The 23741-nt window shown below is 55.2% G+C and carries 18 protein-coding genes and 3 rRNA genes; 3 read left to right on the forward strand and 18 right to left on the reverse strand.

The window, feature by feature from the left end:
• Nucleotides 1-67 precede the first annotated feature (67 nt).
• The 7 genes from rrf to pepQ all read right to left on the reverse strand — a co-directional run bounded on the left by rrf (nt 68) and on the right by pepQ (nt 9241).
• Nucleotides 68-183 (reverse strand): 5S ribosomal RNA (gene rrf / locus V1603_RS01890).
• A gap of 68 nt (nt 184-251) precedes the next feature.
• A 23S ribosomal RNA gene (locus V1603_RS01895) occupies nt 252-3156 on the reverse strand.
• A gap of 198 nt (nt 3157-3354) precedes the next feature.
• Nucleotides 3355-4894, reverse strand: a 16S ribosomal RNA gene (locus V1603_RS01900).
• Together the 16S, 23S and 5S rRNA genes form the textbook arrangement of a ribosomal RNA operon.
• 352 nt (nt 4895-5246) lie before the next feature.
• Entirely contained in the window at nt 5247-5792 is a 546-nt protein-coding gene (gene hemG, locus V1603_RS01905) for a menaquinone-dependent protoporphyrinogen IX dehydrogenase (protein WP_192984991.1), read from the reverse strand.
• A gap of 10 nt (nt 5793-5802) precedes the next feature.
• Nucleotides 5803-7254, reverse strand: a complete 1452-nt coding sequence (gene trkH / locus V1603_RS01910; RefSeq protein WP_116343725.1) for a Trk system potassium transporter TrkH — start codon at nt 7252-7254, stop codon at nt 5803-5805.
• A 41-nt stretch (nt 7255-7295) separates the two neighbouring features.
• Nucleotides 7296-7910, reverse strand: a complete 615-nt coding sequence (locus V1603_RS01915; protein WP_063155602.1) for an IMPACT family protein — start codon at nt 7908-7910, stop codon at nt 7296-7298.
• Nucleotides 7910-9241 carry a Xaa-Pro dipeptidase gene (pepQ, locus tag V1603_RS01920; protein WP_116343724.1) on the reverse strand — a complete coding sequence of 444 codons (1332 nt, stop codon included), beginning with the start codon at nt 9239-9241 and terminating at the stop codon, nt 7910-7912. The genes V1603_RS01915 and pepQ overlap by 1 nt, the downstream gene beginning before the upstream one ends.
• Before the next feature lie 190 nt (nt 9242-9431).
• Between pepQ and fadB the strand changes: the two genes are divergently transcribed.
• Both fadB and fadA read left to right on the forward strand, forming a co-directional pair.
• A complete protein-coding gene (fadB, locus tag V1603_RS01925) occupies nt 9432-11621 on the forward strand; it encodes a fatty acid oxidation complex subunit alpha FadB (RefSeq protein WP_395313438.1) in 2190 nt (729 codons plus the stop codon).
• 9 nt (nt 11622-11630) lie between these two features.
• Nucleotides 11631-12794, forward strand: a complete 1164-nt coding sequence (fadA, locus tag V1603_RS01930) for an acetyl-CoA C-acyltransferase FadA (protein WP_333022545.1) — start codon at nt 11631-11633, stop codon at nt 12792-12794.
• A gap of 125 nt (nt 12795-12919) precedes the next feature.
• Here fadA and fre read toward each other — a convergent pair whose 3' ends face one another.
• Together fre and ubiD are read right to left on the reverse strand one after the other, a co-directional pair.
• Complete coding sequence (gene fre / locus V1603_RS01935) at nt 12920-13621, reverse strand: NAD(P)H-flavin reductase (protein ID WP_116343720.1); 702 nt, start codon at nt 13619-13621, stop codon at nt 12920-12922.
• A 42-nt stretch (nt 13622-13663) separates the two neighbouring features.
• Complete coding sequence (ubiD, locus tag V1603_RS01940) at nt 13664-15157, reverse strand: 4-hydroxy-3-polyprenylbenzoate decarboxylase (protein ID WP_162874999.1); 1494 nt, start codon at nt 15155-15157, stop codon at nt 13664-13666.
• Nucleotides 15158-15327: 170 nt separating this feature from the next.
• Between ubiD and rfaH the strand changes: the two genes are divergently transcribed.
• Nucleotides 15328-15819, forward strand: a complete 492-nt coding sequence (gene rfaH / locus V1603_RS01945) for a transcription/translation regulatory transformer protein RfaH (protein WP_020882871.1) — start codon at nt 15328-15330, stop codon at nt 15817-15819.
• Here the strand turns inward: rfaH and tatD are convergent.
• The 9 genes from tatD to udp form a co-directional block, all read right to left on the reverse strand.
• On the reverse strand, nt 15816-16598 hold the full coding sequence (tatD, locus tag V1603_RS01950) for a 3'-5' ssDNA/RNA exonuclease TatD (protein ID WP_395313439.1): 783 nt from the start codon (nt 16596-16598) through the stop codon (nt 15816-15818). The genes rfaH and tatD overlap by 4 nt on opposite strands.
• A 41-nt stretch (nt 16599-16639) precedes the next feature.
• Nucleotides 16640-17410 carry a Sec-independent protein translocase subunit TatC gene (gene tatC, locus V1603_RS01955; protein WP_116343717.1) on the reverse strand — a complete coding sequence of 257 codons (771 nt, stop codon included), beginning with the start codon at nt 17408-17410 and terminating at the stop codon, nt 16640-16642.
• A gap of 2 nt (nt 17411-17412) precedes the next feature.
• Nucleotides 17413-17955, reverse strand: coding sequence for a Sec-independent protein translocase protein TatB (tatB, locus tag V1603_RS01960; protein WP_116343716.1), 543 nt, complete (start codon nt 17953-17955; stop codon nt 17413-17415).
• A gap of 3 nt (nt 17956-17958) precedes the next feature.
• A complete protein-coding gene (tatA, locus tag V1603_RS01965; RefSeq protein ID WP_013099238.1) occupies nt 17959-18213 on the reverse strand; it encodes a Sec-independent protein translocase subunit TatA in 255 nt (84 codons plus the stop codon).
• Nucleotides 18214-18289: 76 nt separating this feature from the next.
• A complete protein-coding gene (gene ubiB / locus V1603_RS01970) occupies nt 18290-19930 on the reverse strand; it encodes a ubiquinone biosynthesis regulatory protein kinase UbiB (protein ID WP_080330389.1) in 1641 nt (546 codons plus the stop codon).
• Nucleotides 19927-20532 carry a ubiquinone biosynthesis protein UbiJ gene (gene ubiJ, locus V1603_RS01975; RefSeq protein WP_192984995.1) on the reverse strand — a complete coding sequence of 202 codons (606 nt, stop codon included), beginning with the start codon at nt 20530-20532 and terminating at the stop codon, nt 19927-19929. Before ubiJ ends, ubiB begins: the two co-directional genes overlap by 4 nt.
• Nucleotides 20533-20545: 13 nt before the next feature.
• A complete protein-coding gene (gene ubiE, locus V1603_RS01980; protein WP_028014779.1) occupies nt 20546-21301 on the reverse strand; it encodes a bifunctional demethylmenaquinone methyltransferase/2-methoxy-6-polyprenyl-1,4-benzoquinol methylase UbiE in 756 nt (251 codons plus the stop codon).
• 66 nt (nt 21302-21367) lie between these two features.
• Complete coding sequence (gene rmuC / locus V1603_RS01985) at nt 21368-22825, reverse strand: DNA recombination protein RmuC (RefSeq protein ID WP_395313440.1); 1458 nt, start codon at nt 22823-22825, stop codon at nt 21368-21370.
• Nucleotides 22826-22964: 139 nt separating this feature from the next.
• Nucleotides 22965-23726, reverse strand: coding sequence for a uridine phosphorylase (gene udp / locus V1603_RS01990; protein WP_003860792.1), 762 nt, complete (start codon nt 23724-23726; stop codon nt 22965-22967).
• Nucleotides 23727-23741: the final 15 nt, after the last annotated feature.

Consider the following 23741-nt stretch of genomic DNA (forward strand, 5'->3'; position numbering starts at 1 on the left):
GATTAGTTTGTGCAGCGCAGAAACGCAAAAAGGCCATCCTTGCGGATGGCCTTTTTACTTAATTGATGCCTGGCAGTTCCCTACTCTCACATGGGGAGACCCCACACTACCATCGGCGCTACGGCGTTTCACTTCTGAGTTCGGCATGGGGTCAGGTGGGACCACCGCGCTAAAGCCGCCAGGCAAATTCTGTTAATCTGTATCAGGCTGAAAATCTTCTGTCTCTTCCGCCAAAACACCTTCGGCGTTGTAAGGTTAAGCCTCACGGTTCATTAGTATCGGTTAGCTCAACGCATCGCTGCGCTTACACACCCGACCTATCAACGTCGTCGTCTTCAACGTTCCTTCAGGACTCTCAAGGAGTCAGGGAGAACTCATCTCGGGGCAAGTTTCGTGCTTAGATGCTTTCAGCACTTATCTCTTCCGCATTTAGCTACCGGGCAGTGCCATTGGCATGACAACCCGAACACCAGTGATGCGTCCACTCCGGTCCTCTCGTACTAGGAGCAGCCCCCCTCAATTCTCCAGCGCCCACGGCAGATAGGGACCGAACTGTCTCACGACGTTCTAAACCCAGCTCGCGTACCACTTTAAATGGCGAACAGCCATACCCTTGGGACCTACTTCAGCCCCAGGATGTGATGAGCCGACATCGAGGTGCCAAACACCGCCGTCGATATGAACTCTTGGGCGGTATCAGCCTGTTATCCCCGGAGTACCTTTTATCCGTTGAGCGATGGCCCTTCCATTCAGAACCACCGGATCACTATGACCTGCTTTCGCACCTGCTCGAGCCGTCACTCTCGCAGTCAAGCTAGCTTATGCCATTGCACTAACCTCCTGATGTCCGACCAGGATTAGCTAACCTTCGTGCTCCTCCGTTACTCTTTGGGAGGAGACCGCCCCAGTCAAACTACCCACCAGACACTGTCCGCAACCCGGATTACGGGTCCACGTTAGAACACCAGCCATTAAAGGGTGGTATTTCAAGGACGGCTCCACGCAGACTGGCGTCCACGCTTCAAAGCCTCCCACCTATCCTACACATCAAGGACCAGTGTTCAGTGTCAAGCTATAGTAAAGGTTCACGGGGTCTTTCCGTCTTGCCGCGGGTACACTGCATCTTCACAGCGAGTTCAATTTCACTGAGTCTCGGGTGGAGACAGCCTGGCCATCATTACGCCATTCGTGCAGGTCGGAACTTACCCGACAAGGAATTTCGCTACCTTAGGACCGTTATAGTTACGGCCGCCGTTTACCGGGGCTTCGATCAAGAGCTTCGCGTTGCCGCTAACCCCATCAATTAACCTTCCGGCACCGGGCAGGCGTCACACCGTATACGTCCACTTTCGTGTTTGCACAGTGCTGTGTTTTTAATAAACAGTTGCAGCCAGCTGGTATCTTCGACTGATTTCAGCTCCGCCCGCAGGGGCTTCACCTACATATCAGCGTGCCTTCTCCCGAAGTTACGGCACCATTTTGCCTAGTTCCTTCACCCGAGTTCTCTCAAGCGCCTTGGTATTCTCTACCTGACCACCTGTGTCGGTTTGGGGTACGATTTCGTGTTACCTGATGCTTAGAGGCTTTTCCTGGAAGCAGGGCATTTATCACTTCAGCACCGTAGTGCCTCGTCATCACGCCTCAGTGTTAAAGTGAACCGGATTTGCCTGGAACACACACCTACACGCTTAAACCGGGACAACCGTCGCCCGGCTGACATAGCCTTCTCCGTCCCCCCTTCGCAGTAACACCAAGTACAGGAATATTAACCTGTTTCCCATCGACTACGCCTTTCGGCCTCGCCTTAGGGGTCGACTCACCCTGCCCCGATTAACGTTGGACAGGAACCCTTGGTCTTCCGGCGAGCGGGCTTTTCACCCGCTTTATCGTTACTTATGTCAGCATTCGCACTTCTGATACCTCCAGCAGCCCTCACAGGCCACCTTCAACGGCTTACAGAACGCTCCCCTACCCAACAACGCATAAGCGTCGCTGCCGCAGCTTCGGTGCATGGTTTAGCCCCGTTACATCTTCCGCGCAGGCCGACTCGACCAGTGAGCTATTACGCTTTCTTTAAATGATGGCTGCTTCTAAGCCAACATCCTGGCTGTCTGTGCCTTCCCACATCGTTTCCCACTTAACCATGACTTTGGGACCTTAGCTGGCGGTCTGGGTTGTTTCCCTCTTCACGACGGACGTTAGCACCCGCCGTGTGTCTCCCGTGATAACATTCTTCGGTATTCGTAGTTTGCATCGGGTTGGTAAGCCGGGATGGCCCCCTAGCCGAAACAGTGCTCTACCCCCGAAGATGAGTTCACGAGGCGCTACCTAAATAGCTTTCGGGGAGAACCAGCTATCTCCCGGTTTGATTGGCCTTTCACCCCCAGCCACAGGTCATCCGCTAATTTTTCAACATTAGTCGGTTCGGTCCTCCAGTTAGTGTTACCCAACCTTCAACCTGCCCATGGCTAGATCACCGGGTTTCGGGTCTATACCCTGCAACTTAACGCCCAGTTAAGACTCGGTTTCCCTTCGGCTCCCCTATACGGTTAACCTTGCTACAGAATATAAGTCGCTGACCCATTATACAAAAGGTACGCAGTCACACCACGAAGGTGCTCCCACTGCTTGTACGTACACGGTTTCAGGTTCTTTTTCACTCCCCTCGCCGGGGTTCTTTTCGCCTTTCCCTCACGGTACTGGTTCACTATCGGTCAGTCAGGAGTATTTAGCCTTGGAGGATGGTCCCCCCATATTCAGACAGGATACCACGTGTCCCGCCCTACTCTTCGAGTTCACAGCCTGTGCATTTTCGTGTACGGGACTGTCACCCTGTACCGTGCGACTTTCCAGACGCTTCCACTAACACACAAGCTGATTCAGACTCCGGGCTGCTCCCCGTTCGCTCGCCGCTACTGGGGGAATCTCGGTTGATTTCTTTTCCTCGGGGTACTTAGATGTTTCAGTTCCCCCGGTTCGCCTCGTTAACCTATGTATTCAGTTAACGATAGTGCAACGAATTGCACTGGGTTTCCCCATTCGGACATCGCCGGGTCAAAGGTTCATATCACCTCGCCGGCGCTTTTCGCAGATTAGCACGTCCTTCATCGCCTCTGACTGCCAGGGCATCCACCGTGTACGCTTAGTCGCTTAACCTCACAACCCGAAGATGTTTCACTTCTGATTGCGAAAATTTGAGAGACTCGAACACACATAACATGTGTGTCGTTTCAATTTTCAGCTTGATCCAGATTTTTAAAGAGCAAAACTTCTTAATGCACTCAAAAGTACATTCAGAAGTTCATCATTCATCAGACAATCTGTGTGAGCACTGCAAAGGCAGGTTCTTTAAGGTAAGGAGGTGATCCAACCGCAGGTTCCCCTACGGTTACCTTGTTACGACTTCACCCCAGTCATGAATCACAAAGTGGTAAGCGCCCTCCCGAAGGTTAAGCTACCTACTTCTTTTGCAACCCACTCCCATGGTGTGACGGGCGGTGTGTACAAGGCCCGGGAACGTATTCACCGTGGCATTCTGATCCACGATTACTAGCGATTCCGACTTCATGGAGTCGAGTTGCAGACTCCAATCCGGACTACGACGCACTTTATGAGGTCCGCTTGCTCTCGCGAGGTCGCTTCTCTTTGTATGCGCCATTGTAGCACGTGTGTAGCCCTACTCGTAAGGGCCATGATGACTTGACGTCATCCCCACCTTCCTCCAGTTTATCACTGGCAGTCTCCTTTGAGTTCCCGGCCGGACCGCTGGCAACAAAGGATAAGGGTTGCGCTCGTTGCGGGACTTAACCCAACATTTCACAACACGAGCTGACGACAGCCATGCAGCACCTGTCTCAGAGTTCCCGAAGGCACCAATCCATCTCTGGAAAGTTCTCTGGATGTCAAGAGTAGGTAAGGTTCTTCGCGTTGCATCGAATTAAACCACATGCTCCACCGCTTGTGCGGGCCCCCGTCAATTCATTTGAGTTTTAACCTTGCGGCCGTACTCCCCAGGCGGTCGACTTAACGCGTTAGCTCCGGAAGCCACGCCTCAAGGGCACAACCTCCAAGTCGACATCGTTTACGGCGTGGACTACCAGGGTATCTAATCCTGTTTGCTCCCCACGCTTTCGCACCTGAGCGTCAGTCTTTGTCCAGGGGGCCGCCTTCGCCACCGGTATTCCTCCAGATCTCTACGCATTTCACCGCTACACCTGGAATTCTACCCCCCTCTACAAGACTCTAGCCTGCCAGTTTCGAATGCAGTTCCCAGGTTGAGCCCGGGGATTTCACATCCGACTTGACAGACCGCCTGCGTGCGCTTTACGCCCAGTAATTCCGATTAACGCTTGCACCCTCCGTATTACCGCGGCTGCTGGCACGGAGTTAGCCGGTGCTTCTTCTGCGGGTAACGTCAATCGACAAGGTTATTAACCTTATCGCCTTCCTCCCCGCTGAAAGTACTTTACAACCCGAAGGCCTTCTTCATACACGCGGCATGGCTGCATCAGGCTTGCGCCCATTGTGCAATATTCCCCACTGCTGCCTCCCGTAGGAGTCTGGACCGTGTCTCAGTTCCAGTGTGGCTGGTCATCCTCTCAGACCAGCTAGGGATCGTCGCCTAGGTGAGCCGTTACCCCACCTACTAGCTAATCCCATCTGGGCACATCTGATGGCAAGAGGCCCGAAGGTCCCCCTCTTTGGTCTTGCGACGTTATGCGGTATTAGCTACCGTTTCCAGTAGTTATCCCCCTCCATCAGGCAGTTTCCCAGACATTACTCACCCGTCCGCCACTCGTCACCCGAGAGCAAGCTCTCTGTGCTACCGTTCGACTTGCATGTGTTAGGCCTGCCGCCAGCGTTCAATCTGAGCCATGATCAAACTCTTCAATTTAAGTTTGATGCTCGTGAATTAAACTTCGTAATGAATTACGTATGTTCACTCAGAGACTTGGTATTCATTTTTCGCCTTGCGACGTTAAGAATCCATGTCACTTTGAGTGCCCACACAGATTGTCTGATAAATTGTTAAAGAGCAGTGCCGCTTCGTTTTCGCTGCGGCGCGGGGTGTGCATATTACGCTTTCCCGCTTCAGAGTCAAGCGTTTGTTTTGCTTTTCTCTGCTGACCTGGCGGCGTGTGTGCCGTTGTTCCGTGTCAGTGGAGGCGCATTATAGGGAGTTATTCTTAAGTGACAAGCACAAAATACAAAAAACTTTTCGTTCGCTCACTTTTCAAACTTAACGCTTATTTAAGTCGCGAATCGCCCGCTAAATGCGCAATTTCCCGTGCAAAACCGGCCACCTGAGACCAGTCGGTATAAACCACTTCTTTACGCGTATCGGTTTCGCCCCCGGTCATCTTCATAATCAGGCGGATCATAAAGCGGTCATACCAGCGGTAGCGAGGGTAGCGCAGCGCGCCGGCAAAAACGGCACACAGGTCTGGCTGCCACGGCGAGCTGAGCAAAAACTTGCGCGTGTAGCTGTTGGTCTGCGGCGTACGCTTCTCGGCTTTACGGGCAACCAGATTGACCGAGTAAAACGCGCCCGGCAATTTGTTGAGTACCGCCGTGTGCTTTTTCACGAAGCGATCCAGCGCCGGATGGAAATGCCCGTAACGAATGGAGGCGCCAATCACCACGCGATCGTACTCCTGCCAGGCAATCTGCTCCGCGCGATTCAGGTTCACCACATCCGAGTAAATGCCCAGCTCTTTTAATTCCGACGCCAGATACGCGGCAATCTCACGCGTTTGCCCGTCTCGCGTAGAGAAAAGAATCAGTGTTTTCATCAACGGCTCCTTATTCGCGCCAGAATGTTGGGGTGAACAGCACCAGCAGGGTAAAGACCTCAAGACGACCAAACAGCATATTGGCAATGAGGATCCATTTCGCGACCGGGTTCATACTGGCAAAGTTATCCGCCACAACCCCCAGGCCAGGCCCGAGGTTGTTCAATGTTGCGACGACGGACGCAAAGGCGGAAAAATCATCCACCCCCGTCGCGATGATCGCCAGCATGCTGACGATAAAGACCAGCGCATACGCCGAGAAGAACCCCCACACCGCCTCGAGGATACGTTCCGGCAGCGCGCGGTTACCCAGCTTGATGCTGTAGACCGCATTCGGGTGAACCAGACGCTTCAGTTCACGGTTCCCCTGCTTGAACAGCAGCAGAATACGAATCACCTTCAGGCCACCGCCCGTCGATCCGGCGCAGCCGCCGATAAAGGCAGAGCACAGCAGCAGTACCGGCAGGAACAGCGGCCAGCGCGCGATGCTGTCCGTAGTAAACCCAGCGGTCGTCGCCATCGACACCACCTGGAAGAACGCCTGATTAAGCGTGGTTAGCGCAGAGTTGTAAACATCATGGAACCACAGCACCAGGGTGCAGATGACGACCAGTGTAAGCTGGACGCCAATGAACATGCGGAACTCAGGATCGCGCGAGTACACCTTCAGGCTACGCCCGCTGAGTAACGAGAAGTGCAGACCGTAGTTACAACCGGAGATAAGCAGGAAAATGGCAATGATGGTGTTTATCGTTGGACTGTCGAAGTAGCCCACGCTGGCGTCGTGGGTGGAGAACCCGCCGATAGCAATTGTCGCAAAGCTGTGTCCGATAGCATCGAAAGCAGGCATCCCGGCAAACCAGAGCGCCAGCGCGCAGGCTACCGTCAACAGAACATAAATCAGCCACAGGGTTTTCGCCGTCTCGGCAATACGCGGGCGCATCTTGTTGTCTTTCAGCGGTCCCGGCATTTCAGCCCTGTACAGCTGCATCCCCCCGACGCCCAGAATCGGGAGAATAGCCACCGCCAGGACGATGATCCCCATCCCCCCGAACCACTGCAGCATCTGGCGATAAAAGAGAATAGCGTGCGGTAACGAATCCAGCCCCACCAGCGTCGTCGCCCCGGTGGTCGTTAATCCGGAGAAGGATTCAAAAAAGGCGTCCGTGATGCTGAGATTAGGCTGTTCAGAGAAGATAAAGGGCAGCGAACCGACACTTCCCAGCACCGTCCAGAACAGGACCACAATCAGAAATCCTTCGCGAGATTTCAGTTCACCTTTCTGACGACGGTTCGGCCACCACAGCAGCGAGCCGATCGCCAGCGCGACAAAGAAGGTCTGGGTAAATGCCCGCCCCGCGCCGTCCCGGTAGATAAGCGCCACCAGTCCAGGGAGAATCATCGTCCCCGAAAAGAGTATGACCAGCAGTCCAACGATTCGGGTTATGGCACGAAAATGCATCTCTGCCGTTTCCTTTGGTATTCAAAAAAGTGAGGTGGGGATTATTCTTCAATCGGCAGCAATTGCAACGAACCGCGACTGAAATCAGCCAGTTTTGCTGAAAAAGCAGCCAGTTCCGCCTGAGGAAGCGCCACGCGTAATTGCACCATTGCCTGGTAATCACTGTGCGCAATCACGCCGTTAAATTGTTTGAGCAGCGTTTCAATGCCCGATAGCTGAGCGTAATCGCACAACAAAGTATATTCGGTGAGCGGCGTTTTGCGGATGGTCGTCAGGATATTCAGTGCCTGCTGAACTCCGCCACCATACGCTTTAACCAGCCCGCCCGTACCTAACAGAATGCCGCCGTAGTAGCGCACCACCACGGCGGTAATTTCACCCACGCCGCTGCCCATCAGCTGTGAAAGCATGGGTTTACCGGCCGTGCCCGCCGGTTCACCATCGTCGGAAAACCCCAGTTGTTGTGAATCATCAGGCGGCCCTGCCACCCACGCCACGCAGTGGTGACGTGCGTCGGGATGCTCGGCCCGGACGGACTCGACAAACGCCTTTGCCGCCTCTACGCCATCGGTATGCGCCAGCAGCGTAATAAAGCGGCTTTTCTTGATTTCCTCGACAAAGGTGACCGGTTCAGCCGGTATCAGCCAGCTTTCCATCAGGCCAGCTTCAGGTCTCGCGTCATATTCTCGATACCGTTTTCGTGAACCACCACGTTATCTTCGATACGAATGCCGCCAAACGGCTTCAGCGCGTCGATTTTTTCCCAGTTGAAGTGTTTGCTGAACTGACCTTCACGCCACGGCGCCAGCAGGGATTCGATAAAGTAGATCCCTGGTTCAATCGTCAGTACCATACGCGGCTCAAGAATACGGGTGCAGCGCAGGTAAGGATATTTAGACGGTGCCGCCAGGTGCGTGCCGGTATCATCCTGCATAAAGCCCGCAACGTCGTGAACCTGCAGGCCCAGCGGGTGGCCGATACCGTGCGGCATAAATGGCCCGGTCAGATCGTTCTCGACCATCGCCTCTTCGCTCATGTCTTTCACAATCTGATGCTTACGCAGCAGTTTGGCGATGCGCTGATGGAACTGGATGTGGTAATCCACGTAGCTGGTACCGGCTTTCATGGTGCCAATCAGCGCCAGCTGCTCATCATTCACGTCTTTAATCAGCTGCGCGAAATCGGTGTCCGCATTCGCCGCCCAGGTACGGGTCAGGTCGGCCGCATAGCCGTTGTACTCTGCGCCTGCATCCAGCAGGAAGCTGCGCATCTCAGACGGAACCTGGTGATCCAGTTTGGTGTAGTGGAGAACAGACGCATGCTCGTTCAGCGCGACGATGTTGCTGTACGGCACGTCGGTGTCGCGGTGACCGGTTGCGGTCAGGTAGGCCTGGTTAATGTCGAACTCGCTCATGCCTGACTGGAACGCCTCGTGCGCGGCACGGTGGCCATTCACCGCCGTTTTTTGCGCTTCACGCATGCAGTAAAGTTCGTAGTCGGTCTTATACGCGCGATAGTAATGAAGGTAATCCAGCACGCCTTTCGGGTTGAGTTTATCTGCCGGAATATCCAGACCGAGCGCACGTTCAGGTACGGGGCCGATGTAGCCGATGTTGCCGCGCGCCGCTGGCAGCTGGCTGCCAATACCGTCCGCTTTCGGCAGAGCAATAACCTCAATTTCTTCCGTCCAGAAAGAGGTCGGCAATGGTTCAACGTTGTGCCAGTAATCGACCGGCAGGTAGAACCACAGTTTCGGCTTGTTCACGCCATCCACCAGCAGCCAGCAATTTGGAACCTGAGTCACCGGCACCCAGGCTTTAAACTGCGGGTTGACCTTAAACGGGTAGGCGTGATCATCAAGAAAAGTATTCATCAGCTCGCCGGAGTGGATCAGCAGGGCATCCAGCTTGAAGCGGGCCAGTACATCGCGGGTACGTTCCTGTAGGGTAACGATATGATTTTTATAAAGCGAAGCCAGTGAGTCCATCATTCTTCCTTTCGTTTTTTTGACCTCAAGTCATCGCATCTTAGCACACCTCACTCCGGCTGCGTGATTTCCACCGACCGTGATCAATGCAGCATTTTCTTAATGAGTAATTTGCATTTTATTAACATAAATTCCACACTCCGTCTCATCTGGTATGACCAGATCCACTTGCTGGATTCAGGAGACTGACATGCTTTACAAAGGCGACACCCTGTACCTCAACTGGCTGGAAGACGGCATTGCCGAACTGGTGTTCGATGCCCCCGGCTCAGTGAATAAGCTTGATACCGCGACGGTGGCCAGTCTTGGCCAGGCGCTGGAAGTGCTTGAAAAGCAATCTGAATTAAAAGGGCTGCTGCTGCGCTCTAACAAAGCGGCCTTTATTGTCGGTGCCGATATCACCGAATTCCTTTCGCTGTTCCAGGTTCCGGAAGAACAGCTGAGCCAGTGGCTACACTTTGCCAACAGCGTCTTTAATCGCCTCGAAGATCTGCCTGTTCCAACGATCTCTGCCGTGAACGGCTACGCGCTGGGCGGCGGGTGCGAGTGCGTGCTGGCGACCGACTACCGTCTGGCGACGCCGGACCTGCGCATCGGCCTGCCGGAAACCAAGCTGGGCATTATGCCGGGCTTTGGCGGATCCGTGCGCATGCCGCGCATGCTGGGTGCAGACAGCGCCCTGGAAATCATTGCCGCTGGTAAAGACGTAGGCGCGGAACAGGCGCAGAAAATCGGCCTGGTCGACGGCGTCGTGAAGCCAGAGAAGCTGGTTGAAGGCGCACTTGCCATACTGCGTCAGGCGATTAACGGCGATCTCGACTGGAAGGCCAAGCGTCAGCCGAAGCTGGAGCCGTTAAAGCTCAGCAAGATTGAAGCCACCATGAGCTTCACCATGGCCAAAGGCATGGTGATGCAGACGGCGGGTAAACACTACCCGGCGCCAATTACGGCGGTGAAAACCATTGAAGCGGCTGCCCGATTTGGCCGCGATGAAGCCCTGAAGCTCGAAAATCAAAGCTTTGTTCCGCTGGCGCACACCAATGAAGCCCGCGCGCTGGTTGGCATCTTCCTCAACGATCAGTTCGTGAAGGGCAAAGCTAAACAGCTGACCAAAAACGTTGAGACGCCAAAACATGCGGCAGTGCTCGGCGCCGGTATTATGGGCGGCGGCATCGCTTACCAGTCGGCCTGGAAAGGCGTACCGGTAGTGATGAAAGACATCAACGAGAAATCTCTGACGCTGGGCATGACCGAAGCGGCCAAGCTGCTGAATAAGCAGCTGGAACGCGGAAAAATTGACGGGCTGAAGCTTGCAGGCGTGATCTCCACCATTCAGCCTGTACTGGAATACAGCGGTTTCGACCGTGTCGACGTGGTGGTCGAAGCCGTCGTCGAGAACCCGAAAGTCAAAAAAGCGGTGCTGGCGGAAACGGAAGACAAGGTCCGTCCTGAGACCGTACTGGCCTCTAACACCTCCACCATTCCAATCAGCGAGCTGGCGAGCGTGCTGAAGCGTCCGGAAAACTTCTGCGGGATGCACTTCTTCAACCCGGTACACCGTATGCCGCTGGTCGAAGTGATCCGTGGGGAAAAAACCTCTGACGAAACCATTGCTAAAGTGGTGGCGTGGGCAAGCAAGATGGGTAAAACACCGATCGTCGTTAACGACTGCCCGGGCTTCTTTGTTAACCGCGTGCTGTTCCCGTACTTCGCCGGTTTTAGCCAATTGCTGCGCGACGGCGCGGACTTCCGCAAAATCGACAAAATAATGGAAAAACAGTTCGGCTGGCCAATGGGCCCGGCATATCTGCTGGACGTGGTGGGCATTGATACCGCCCACCACGCCCAGGCGGTGATGGCGGCAGGCTTCCCGCAGCGCATGCAGAAAGATTATCGCGACGCCATTGACGCGCTGTTCGACGCCAACCGCTTCGGCCAGAAAAACGGCCTGGGCTTCTGGCGCTATAAAGAAGACAGCAAAGGTAAACCGAAGAAAGAAGAAGATGCCGTGGTCGATGGCCTGCTGGCCGACGTTAGCCAGCCGAAGCGCGACTTCACGGACGATGAGATCATCGCCCGGATGATGATTCCAATGATCAACGAAGTGGTGCGTTGCCTTGAAGAAGGCATTATCGCCAGCCCGGCAGAAGCCGACATGGCGCTGGTATACGGCCTCGGCTTCCCTCCGTTCCACGGCGGCGCGTTCCGCTGGCTGGACACGCTCGGCAGCGCCCGCTATCTCGATATGGCCCAGCAGTACCAGCACCTCGGCCCGCTTTATGAGGTGCCGGAAGGGCTGCGTAACAAAGCGCGCCATAACGAACCCTACTATCCAGCAGTTGAGCCAGCCCGTCCGGTTGGCGAGCTGAAAACGGCTTAAGGAGTCACAATGGAAAAGGTTGTCATTGTTGATGCGATTCGCACCCCGATGGGCCGTTCAAAAGGCGGCGCGTTCCGTAACGTGCGTGCGGAAGACCTCTCCGCGCACCTGATGCGTAGCCTGCTGGCGCGTAACCCGGCACTGGACCCGGCAGCGCTGGATGATATCTACTGGGGCTGCGTACAGCAGACCCTGGAGCAAGGTTTCAACATCGCCCGTAACGCGTCGCTGCTGGCGGAGATCCCACACTCTGTTCCGGCGGTCACCGTCAACCGTCTGTGCGGTTCGTCCATGCAGGCGCTGCACGACGCGGCGCGCATGATCATGACCGGTGATGCCCAGGCCTGCCTGGTCGGCGGCGTTGAGCACATGGGTCACGTACCGATGAGCCATGGAGTCGATTTCCACCCAGGCATGAGCCGTAACGTGGCGAAAGCCGCGGGGATGATGGGTTTGACCGCCGAGATGCTCTCTCGTCTGCACGGCATCAGCCGTGAAATGCAGGATGCCTTTGCCGCGCGCTCTCACGCTCGCGCATGGGCGGCGACGCAGTCCGGCGCCTTTAAAAATGAGATCATCCCGACCGGCGGCCACGACGCGGACGGCGTACTGAAGCAGTTCAGCTACGACGAAGTCATCCGCCCGGAAACCACCGTAGAAGCGCTTTCCACGCTGCGCCCTGCGTTTGATCCGGTCACCGGTACGGTAACGGCGGGTACTTCGTCAGCGCTGTCCGACGGCGCCGCCGCGATGCTGGTAATGGGCGAAAGTCGCGCCCGCGAGCTGGGCTTAACCCCTCGTGCTCGGGTACGTTCGATGGCGGTGGTGGGCTGCGATCCTTCCATCATGGGTTACGGACCGGTTCCGGCCTCGAAGCTGGCGCTGAAAAAAGCGGGGTTAACCGCCAGCGATATCGATCTGTTCGAGATGAACGAAGCGTTCGCCGCGCAGATCCTGCCGTGCATTAAAGATCTGGGGCTGATGGAGCAGATCGACGAGAAGATCAACCTCAACGGTGGCGCGATCGCTCTCGGTCACCCGCTGGGCTGCTCCGGGGCGCGTATCAGCACCACGCTTATCAACCTGATGGAACGCAAAGATGCCCAGTTTGGTCTGGCAACGATGTGTATTGGTTTGGGTCAGGGTATCGCGACGGTGTTTGAAAGAGTGTAAATCAGGAAAAGTATCTCAAAGCCAATGGCGTCAGAACGAGCGCAGCCAACGCAGTTATGGCGTCATTGGCGAAGAGAGACAGTTTAGTTGCCGTTCTTCCCGCCTGTCAGGGGCGGGTTTTTTATTTAGATAAACGCAAACGCATCACCGAACAGACGGTCTTCACGCGCGTCACGTTCGTTACAGAACAGATCGCGGGCAATTTTCGCCATCTCGAAACGGCCTGCAATGTAGATATCATGTCCCGCCAGCGTACCGTGATCCTGCAGTACCGCCGTCAGCACCGTTCCACTACGTCCACGCCAGCCCTCTTCAGGCTGCTCGACCACTGGCTCGATGCGTAGATTTGGATGGTTGATGCTCAGCGCTTCCAGTTCAGACAGGTCATACAGGTGCTTCTCTTCGCGGCCGCCCCAGTAGATGGTGATATCACGTTCCGGGTTACGCGCCAGTGCGGTCAACAGAATAGAGCGCACATATGAGAAGCCTGTACCACCAGCGATCAGGATCAGTGGACGGTCTTCGTCATCACGTAACCATGCCTCGCCGTGAGGAATATCGACCACAATCTCACGCTCTTTCAGGATGCGGTCCATCACGGCCATCGCGTACAGGTTAAGCTCAGACGCACCAATATGCAGCTCAATAAATTCCTGCTCTGCTGGCGTAGAGGCCATAGAGAAAGGACGCTTATCACGCTCATCCATCACGACCATCAGGTACTGGCCAGCACGGAATGAGAATGCCGCTTCAGGAACCAGGCGGACGCGATATACGGTGTCGGTAATAGCATCTACCGACGTCACTTTACAGCTTAAGGTTGTCATTCGCTCTCTCTGTCGGGAAGTCTATAGGGCTTAACGGTCAGCTCAGGGTTTACCGTTATTCATTATGGCCAGTTCGTCCCAGATCGCGTCAATTCGCGCGGTCACGGCAGGATCTTTTTTGATCGGGCGACCCCATTCACGGTCGGTTTCGCCAGGCCATTTATTTGTGGCATCCAGTCCCATCTTTGAGCCAAGACCGGAAACCGGCGAGGCAAAATCCAGATAATCTATCGGCGTGTTTTCGACTAACACCGTATCACGCGCAGGATCCATTCGCGTGGTGATTGCCCAGATGACGTCATTCCAGTCGCGGGCGTTAACGTCATCATCGCAGACAATAACAAATTTGGTATACATAAACTGGCGCAGGAAAGACCATACGCCCATCATCACGCGTTTAGCATGACCTGGGTACTGTTTCTTCATCGTGACCACCGCCATGCGATACGAGCATCCTTCAGGCGGCAGATAAAAATCAACGATTTCCGGGAACTGCTTTTGCAGGATCGGCACAAATACTTCGTTCAGCGCCACGCCCAGCACCGCCGGTTCATCCGGTGGACGGCCAGTATAGGTGGAGTGATAAATCGCATCTTCACGCTGGGTAATGTGCGTGACGGTAAACACCGGGAAGTTATCCACTTCGTTGTAATAGCCGGTATGGTCGCCGTAAGGGCCTTCTGGCGCCATTTCACCCTGCTCAATGTAACCTTCCAGCACAATTTCTGCACTGGCCGGTACTTCGAGATCGTTAGAGATACACTTCACGACCTCGGTTTTGGTCCCGCGCAGCAGGCCGGCAAAGGCATATTCAGAGAGCGTATCCGGGACGGGCGTGACCGCCCCCAGAATGGTGGCCGGATCGGCGCCTAAGGCGACAGACACCGGGAAACGTTCACCCGGATGCGCAGCACACCACTCCTGGAAATCCAGCGCGCCGCCGCGATGCGACAGCCAGCGCATGATGAGCTTATTTTTGCCAATCAGCTGCTGGCGATAAATACCGAGGTTTTGCCGCTCTTTATGCGGCCCGCGCGTCACGGTGAGGCCCCAGGTAATCAGCGGCGCAGCATCTTCAGGCCAGCACTGCATAATCGGAATTTTGGTGAGATCCACCGCCTCACCTTCCAGCACTTTCTGCTGGCACGGCGCGCCGCGCAGTCGTTTGGTGGGCATGTTCAGCACCTGCTTAAACTGCGGCAGCTTGTCGAACAGATCGCGGAAGCCTTTCGGCGGCTCTGGCTCTTTCAGAAATGCCAGCAGTTTACCCACTTCACGCAGCGCGGTAACGTCTTCCTGCCCCATCCCCAGGGCGACACGACGCGGAGTGCCGAACAGGTTGCACAGCACCGGCATGGAGTAACCTTTGGGATTTTCAAACAGTAATGCGGGGCCACCGGCACGCAGAGTCCGGTCAGCAATTTCTGTCATTTCCAGATAAGGATCAACAGGAAGCGTAATGCGTTTCAATTCACCCTGCTGTTCCAGCAGCGTCAGGAAGTCGCGGAGATCGTGGTATTTCATGCAGTTAGTCATGGCCTCTCTGTAAGCGCTTCATTATACGGCGTAAGCCTTCTCGATGCTGTAATTTTGTTAAATTCGCGTGAACTTATCCGTTGTGTTCGAATTTCCCCCATTATAATCAACTTAGCGATCCCTCCAGGGTTTTGATATGCTTGCGCCCCGAACTAAGGGAAAGAGTGATTATGCAGGCCTGGTATTTACTGTATTGCAAACGCGGGCAACTTCAGCGCGCGCAGGAACATCTTGAACGTCAGTCAGTAAATTGTCTGACACCCGTGATCACGCTTGAAAAAATGCAGCGCGGGAAGCGCACAACCGTCAGTGAGCCTCTATTCCCGAACTATCTGTTCGTGGAGTTCGACCCTGAGGTGATCCACACCACCACCATCAGCGCAACGCGCGGCGTCAGCCACTTCGTTCGTTTTGGTGCCCACCCGGCCACGGTTCCGTCGACCGTCATTCATCAGCTGTCTGTTTATCAACAGCCTGAAGGGATCACCGATCCGGAAACCCCTTACGCGGGCGATAGCGTCGTCATTACGGAAGGCGCATTCGAAGGCCTGCAGGCGATTTTCGCCGAGCCGGACGGTGAAGCACGCTCAATGCTGTTGCTCAATCTGCTGAACAAGCAGGTGCTGCAGAGCGTGAAAAACACCGACTTCCGCAAAGTCTAAACGTTTATCCCGAACAGGCGACGCACGTTGTCATCCGTCTGCGCGGAAAGCCAGTGCGGATCCTCTCCGCGCCAGTGCGCTACGCGCTCAACAATGTGCCCCAGCCAGGCGGGCTCATTTCGCCGCGATGCCGGTTTGGGCTTCATATCTCGCGGCAGCAGATATGGCGCATCGGTTTCAAGAAGCAAGCGTTCTGCCGGGATCGCCGGCAGCAGCTCGCGAAGCTCAAGCCCGCGACGCTCATCGCAAACCCAACCGGTAATGCCCAGATAAAGCCCTCGCTTCAGGCAATCCAGCGCTTCCTGCCGTGAACCGGTGAAGCAGTGCAGCACTGCGCCCGGCAGTTTATCCAGCCACGGGTCGAGCAGTGCGAGAAAACGATCATGCGCATCGCGACAGTGCATAAAGACGGGCATCTCAAGCTCTGCAGCCAGCGCAAGCTGGGCAGTGAATGCCTTTTCCTGTTCGTCAGGCGTCGAGAAGTTGCGGTTGAAATCGAGCCCGCACTCGCCAATAGCCACCACCTCTGCTGTTTTCGCCAGCGCGCGCAGTGTTTCTGCGCCCTCCTCAGTCCACTGGCTGCTGTCATGAGGGTGAACGCCTGCGGTTGACCAGCAGCGTTGATAACGTTGCGCCAGCCGCTGCGCCTGCTCACTCTCATGCAGGTTGGTCCCGGTCAGCAGGAGTCCTTTGACGCCGGCGTCAAAAGCCCGTGCAACCACCTCGTCACGATCTTTCGCAAACTGCGAACTGGTCAGGTTGAGTCCGATATCAAACATGCGAATCCCCATAGAACAACCGCCCTGACGGGCGGCTGGTTTTACTCTTCAGTGGTCTTTTCGGACGCGTCGTCTTCATCGTCCGACCGGCGTCCTTTACCCACGTAAAAACGCGAGAAGAAGACGCCAACCTCAAACAAGCAGTACATCGGTATTGCCAGCAGCGTTTGCGAGAAGACGTCCGGCGGCGTCAGCAGCATGCCGACTACGAAGGCGCCCACCAGGATATACGGACGCTTCTTACGCAGGTCATCAGGGGTGGTTACCCCAACCCAACAAAGCAGCACAATGGCCACCGGCACTTCAAATGCCACGCCGAACGCCATAAACAGCGCCATCACAAAGCTGAGGTAGCTGGCGATATCCGTCGACACCTGGACACCTTCCGGCGCGGTGTGCGTCAGGAAGCCGAAGGCCAGCGGGAAGACAACGAAGTAGGCAAACGCCATGCCGATATAGAACAGCAGCGAACTGGATACCAGTAGCGGGATGACCAGCTTGCGTTCGTGCTTATACAGTGCCGGCGCAACAAACGCCCATACCTGATAAAGGATGACCGGAGCAGAGGCAATCAATGAAACCCAGAAGGTCAGCTTAATCGGGGTAAAGAACGGAGAAGCAACGTCTGTTGCAATCATCGTTGCCCCCAGCGGCATCTGCTTGATCAGCGGCGCAGAGACCACCTGATAGATATCGTTGGCGAAATAGACCAGGCAAAGGAATATGAGGAATACCGCAATAATGCAGTTTAACAGGCGCTTACGCAGCTCAATAAGGTGCGTAATAAGCGGTTGAGTATCATCTACTGCCATGGTTACGCTTTATCACTCGACGAGGGGGATGATTCGGAAACGGGCGCGGCGGGTTTAGCTTCAGCCGTTTTTACCATCGGCTCTTCCGGCTGTGCCTGTTTTTTCAGTTCAGTTTCCTGCGGCGTTTGCTCAGGCGCTGCGGCCTGGTGCTCCGCACTCGCTGGCGTCACGCCCTCACGCTGCGCTTCGCTGTCCTTCACCACCGGGTTATGAATAGTGTTCGCTTCATCGCTCGCTTTTTCAGGATCGTTAACGCTGTAAGAGCGCTTCATGGATTCCGCCGCTTCGCGCAGTTCATCCATTGAGGCTTTCAGTTCAGGCGTCAGGTTATCCATGCTCGCCTTCTCGACCTTTTTCAGGCTTTCCTGAAACTCCTGCAGCTTAAGTTCCTGCGCCAGCTCATTCTGCACGGTCGAGGCCAGCGATCTTAGCGCACGAACCCAGCCCACGACGGTTTTTACCGCAACCGGCAGACGCTGCGGTCCCAGCACGATCAGACCAATCACAAAGACCAGCAGCAGCTCACTAAAACCAATGTCGAACACGACTTACACCTGCTCTTTATCGTGGCGTTTAGCGTCTTCCTTTTTGGCATCTTCTTGCTTGTCGGAGATGGATTTAGCAGTAAAGTCAGCGTCCTGGCTGGTTTTATCCTGCTTGCTCTCATCATCGCTCATCGCTTTCTTGAAGCCTTTGATAGACGCGCCCAGATCGGAACCAATAGAACCGAGCTTTTTGGTGCCAAACAGCAGCACGACGATGACGGCAATAATGACTAATTGCCAGATACTGATACCACCCATACATATTCCTCAGGGATAGATGATTAATTGGTCAGATCGCATTATACGTATGCGACCCGTCGATGGCGACGCAAACTCAGCGCGTTTTTCTCCATCCTGCAAGCCAGACAACAACCCCGCCAGCCATCAACCAGGCGGGCATCATCTGCCAGTCAGGACGGTTGATCAGCAGCAGCGTACCGCTCAGCAGCAGCGTTGCGCCAATCCCAAAAAGATAGCGTGACTGTCCCTGGCGCACACGGCTGGACTGAAGCTCGCGGGCGATTTTATCCATGCTGTGCTGAAGATTCTTGCTCTGACGCAAACTGTCGTAAACCAGCTCAGGAATTTCAGGCATTTTTTCTATCCAGAACGGGCCTTTCTCTTTAAGAGACCGAACCAGCGCCGGAAGGCCAACCTGATCCTTAATCCAGGATTCCAGGAAAGGTTTAGCCGTCTTCCACAAGTCTAACTGAGGATAGAGTTGTCGACCTACACCTTCAACGTAAAGTAATGTTTTCTGAAGTAAAACTAACTGCGGCTGAACTTCCATATTAAAGCGGCGAGCCGTATTGAACAGGTTTAACAATACGTGGCCAAAGGAGATTTCTGCCAGCGGTTTTTCAAAGATTGGTTCGCAAACGGTCCGGATCGCAAACTCGAACTCTTCGACGTTGGTGTCCGGCGGAACCCAGCCGGAATCAACGTGCAGCTCAGCCACTTTTCGGTAGTCGCGGTTGAAGAACGCGATGAAGTTTTCAGCCAGATAACGTTTATCTTCTTTGTTAAGCGAGCCCACAATCCCACAGTCGATACCGATGTACTTCGGATCCTCAGGATGCTCGTAGCTCACGAAGATATTACCCGGGTGCATGTCCGCGTGGAAAAAGCTGTCGCGGAAGACCTGGGTAAAGAAGACCTGAACGCCACGTTCGGCCAGCAGCTTCATGTTCGTTCCCTGCTTCTCCAGGGCCACCACGTCCGAAACCGGAATACCGTAGATGCGCTCCATGACCATCATGTTCTGGCTGCAGTAGTCGGAATAGACTTCAGGCACATAGAGCATCGGGCTGTTTTCAAAGTTCCGACGCAGCTGAATAGCGTTTGCCGATTCGCGCAGCAGATTAAGCTCATCAATCAGCGTTTTTTCATACTCCCGCACCACTTCCATCGGGCGCAGTCGGCGACCATCAGGTAACAAACGCGGTACCCAACGCGCCAGACGATAAATCAGCTTCATGTCGGCTTTGATGATCGGCAGGATATCCGGGCGGATCACCTTGATCACCACCTCTTTACCGTTCTCTTTCAGACGCGCAGTGTGCACCTGAGCGATAGAAGCCGACGCCAGCGGTTCTATTTCGAAATCGTCAAACCAGGCTTCAACGGGAAGATTTCCCATCGCCTCTTCGATCTGTTTCTTCGCTCTCACCCCATCAAACGGGGCGACACGGTCCTGAAGCATCGCCAGTTCATCGGCAATGTGCGGCGGGAAGAGATCGCGGCGGGTTGAGAGCATCTGCCCGAACTTAATCCATACCGGGCCGAGCTCCTGCAGCGCCAGACGCAGGCGTTCACCCAGCGGCTGACCTTTATGGCGATTTGGCATCCAGAACAGCGTCCGCCGCCAGATTCTGAGCGGCAGCGTGATACGCATTTTGGGGATAAGCTCGTCGAGCCCGTAACTCAAAAAGGTGTGGATGATAAAATAGAGGCGCCGAATTTCACCAGGCGTCATTTGCCCTCCAGTTTTTCCAGCCGTTTGGTTAACGCATCAACCGCGCGTTCAACAGCAGCAGTCTCTTCCGCAAACCACGCCACTTCCAGCGGTCCAGGGGCCATGCGCCACTCTTCCGTCAGTACTTCCGCGGCATAGCGCTGTTGACGTTGCAGATTTTTGCGCAGGAACGCCGTGCCGCCATGAATAACTTTCCCGATCCCTTCAGCGGCGATGTCGCCAATAAAAGGCGCCAGCAGCTCTGCCGGGTCGAATTCAGCCAGATCGCTGAGCGCAACAAAGTTCTGCACGACCTGGATGTCACCTTCTACTTCCAGCTCACCGCTGCGGATAAGCGCCGTTAATTGCTGGCGATCGCGCAACTTTGGCAGCACGCTCATATGGGTAATGACCGAGCAATCAGCCTCGCCTTCCCACTCACCCAGAACGTCAAGCTGGCGTTCGCTGAAGACCAGCACGAGCGGCGTCGAGAACTCTTTTAATACAATGCGCAGTACCTTCCCGTTTAGCCGCTGACGTGCGGCTTTCAGCGCCGGAGCGCGATACAGGAAGGCATTCAGCACATTCTCGATGCCTGCGGTGACTAAGGGTTTAAAGGGCACGGGACACCTCCACTCAGAATTTGTAACCGCGATGCAGCGCGACGACACCCGCCGTCATGTTGAAGTATTCAACGTTCTCAAATTCCGCATCCTGCATCATGGCTTTTAAGGTGTCCTGATCCGGGTGCATGCGAATTGATTCCGCCAGATAGCGATAGCTTTCCGCGTCGTTTGCCACCAGCTCGCCAATACGCGGCAGCACGTGGAAGGAATAGGCGTCGTAGGCTTTGCTCAGCGGGTCGATAATCGGTTTAGAGAACTCGAGCACCAGCAGGCGTCCACCCGGCTTCAGCACGCGGTACATGGAGCGCAGCGCTTTTTCTTTATCGGTGACGTTACGCAGACCGAAGGAAATAGTGATGCAGTCAAAGGTATTGTCCGGGAACGGCAGCGCTTCGGCGTTGGCCTGCACGTACTCCACGTTACCCACCACGCCGATGTTACGCAGCTTTTCGCGTCCCATTTTAAGCATGGAGTCATTAATATCAGCCAGTACAACGCGACCGGTTTCGCCCACCAGACGGGAGAATTTCGCCGTCAGATCGCCCGTACCGCCAGCCAGATCGAGAACCGTTTGTCCACGACGCACACCGCTGCAGTCAATGGTGAAGCGCTTCCACAAGCGATGAATGCCGAACGACATCAAGTCATTCATCACATCGTACTTCGCCGCCACGGAATGAAATACGTGGGCCACCATGTCAGCTTTCTGCGCTTTGGCTACAGTCTGAAAGCCAAAGTGCGTCGTGTCTTGTGAATCGTCAACCATCTCAGAGCCTGCTAATCAGTCAAATGTTCGTGAAGTGTAACAGATTGGGCGCAATTGCCCTACGATTCAACCACCGCGAAAGAAACGCGCCGGCTGTTCATCTGGCGATAAACCCGCCGCTAAATCGTTGTCCTGGTTGAGGGTATTTTGTTCATCCCTGCCCTCACGCAGACGGAACTCTTCGTCCTGCGCTGTCGCCTGTTCGACCAATTCCGGATTAATCTCGCGTTTAACCTCCACCCCCAGGCTGCGGAATGCTTCAGCCTGCGCAAGCAGGTTGCCACGCCCCGAGGAGAGCTTTTTCATCGCCTGGCGGTAGTTATCCTGCGCACGGTCCAGGCTTTGTCCGACGGAAGACATATCGTCCACGAACAGACGCATTTTGTCGTACAGCTTGCTGGCGCGATCGGCAATCTGCTGGGCATTGCGGCTCTGATGCTCATAGCGCCACAGGTTGGCAATGGTCCGCAAGGCCACTAACAGCGTGGTGGGGCTGACCAGCATAATGTTATTTTTCAGCGCTTCGGTGATAAGCTCAGGCTGTCTGTCGAGCGCCAGCAAAAACGCGGGTTCGACCGGGATAAACATCAGCACGTAGTCCAGCGAGCGCAGCCCCGACAGCTGCTGATAATCCTTTCTGCCCAGCAGGCGAATATGGTTACGCACGGAAGCAATGTGCTCCTGCAGCGCCGATTCGCGTGTGTAGTCATCTTCGGCATTGAAGTAACGCTCATAAGCCACCAGCGTCATTTTGGCGTCAATGACCACATCTTTGCCCTGTGGCAGCCGCACAATCACATCCGGCTGCATGCGCGAGCGGGCGTCGTTTTCGATACTTACCTGCGTTTCGTATTCATATCCTTCCCGCAGGCCGGAGGCTTCCAGCACGCGGGTAAGTACCACTTCCCCCCAGTTACCCTGAGTTTTGTTATCGCCTTTCAGCGCCCGCGTCAGGTTGACCGCCTCCTGTGCCATCTGCGCATTCAGCTGCTGAAGATTGCGAATCTCATGGGCCAGCGTGTGGCGCTCGCGGGCTTCCTGACCAAAGCTGTCCTGCACCTGACGGCGAAAGCCGTCCAGCTGTTCGCGCAGCGGCGTCAGGAGGCTGTTCAGGCTCTGGCGATTCTGTTCGTCAACGCGGCGGTTGCTGTGCTCGAAAATGCGGTTAGCGAGGTTCTCAAACTGCTCGCTGAGGCGCTGCTCACTGTTGATCATCTGGCGGATTTTGTCTTCGGCGTGCAACTGAGTGGACTCAAGGCGGGTAGTCACTTCGCGAAGATCGGCCTCCAGCGAGGTGTTGATATCACGCAGGTTACGCAGTTCGTTATTGAGCAGCTCGCACTCGTCGCGCCAGTGGTCGCTCAGCGCAACCTGTTGTTTTGCCGCGCTAAGCTCGGCGACGATCTCTTCCCGCTCAGCCAACTGCTCGGCTTTCTGCTGCGCATGCTGGTAACTGGAAATCAGCCAGCCTATCCCTACGCCCGCCAGCGCAATCACCGCATAAATCAGGATTGAGATATCCACAATGCCCCCTGCATCAACGTATTACCCGCACAAAATAAGATTGTGCTGTATAAACGTCCAGTTTGAAAGGGTTTTCCTGCGAGGCGCTACGCAAAAAATAAAGGCCGAACTCGTCGGCCTTTTATCTCAGAGAGGAGAACTAGATCAGGCGGCGAGCCGCTTCAACCACGATTTTCACCGCATGACTTTCGGTCTGCTTCATGGTTTCGGCGTTCGGGATCTCCTGCTGGGTACGGTTGACGATAACGCCCGCCACCATACCGGCACGCAGACCCTGGCTTGCGCACATGGTCAGCAGCGTTGCGGATTCCATTTCGTAGTTCATCACGCCCATAGACTGCCACTCTTCCATTGAGCCTTTGAAGCGGCTTACAACGCGGCCAGAGAAGGTGTCGTAACGCTCCTGGCCCGGGTAGAAGGTATCGGAAGAGGCGGTTACACCCACGTGAGTGGTTGCGCCCACGGATTTCGCCGCTTCAACCAGCGCGGTGGTGCACTCGAAATCAGCCACTGCCGGGAATTCCATCGGCGCAAAGTGCAGGCTTGCGCCGTCCAGACGCACGGACGCGGTCGTCACCAGCACGTCGCCGACGTTGATGTGCGGCTGAATAGCGCCGGTGGTACCGATACGCAGGAAAGTACGAATGCCCAGTTGCGCCAGCTCTTCAACCGCAATCGAGGTAGACGGGCCACCGATACCGGTAGAGCACACAATCACCGCTTTGCCATCCAGCTCTGCGCGCCAGGTGGTGAATTCACGATGGGCAGCCAGTTTGACCGGCTTATCCATCAGCGCGGCGATCTTTTCCACACGCTCCGGATCGCCAGGGACGATAGCGAGCGTAGCCCCTTGTAAATCGTTTTTAGTGAGGCCGAGATGAAAAACATCAGACTTAGACATAGGTGACTCCTCTGT

This window comes from Enterobacter sp. ECC-219, from assembly GCF_043966805.1.
GTDB classification, from domain to species: Bacteria; Pseudomonadota; Gammaproteobacteria; order Enterobacterales; family Enterobacteriaceae; genus Enterobacter; species Enterobacter cloacae_N.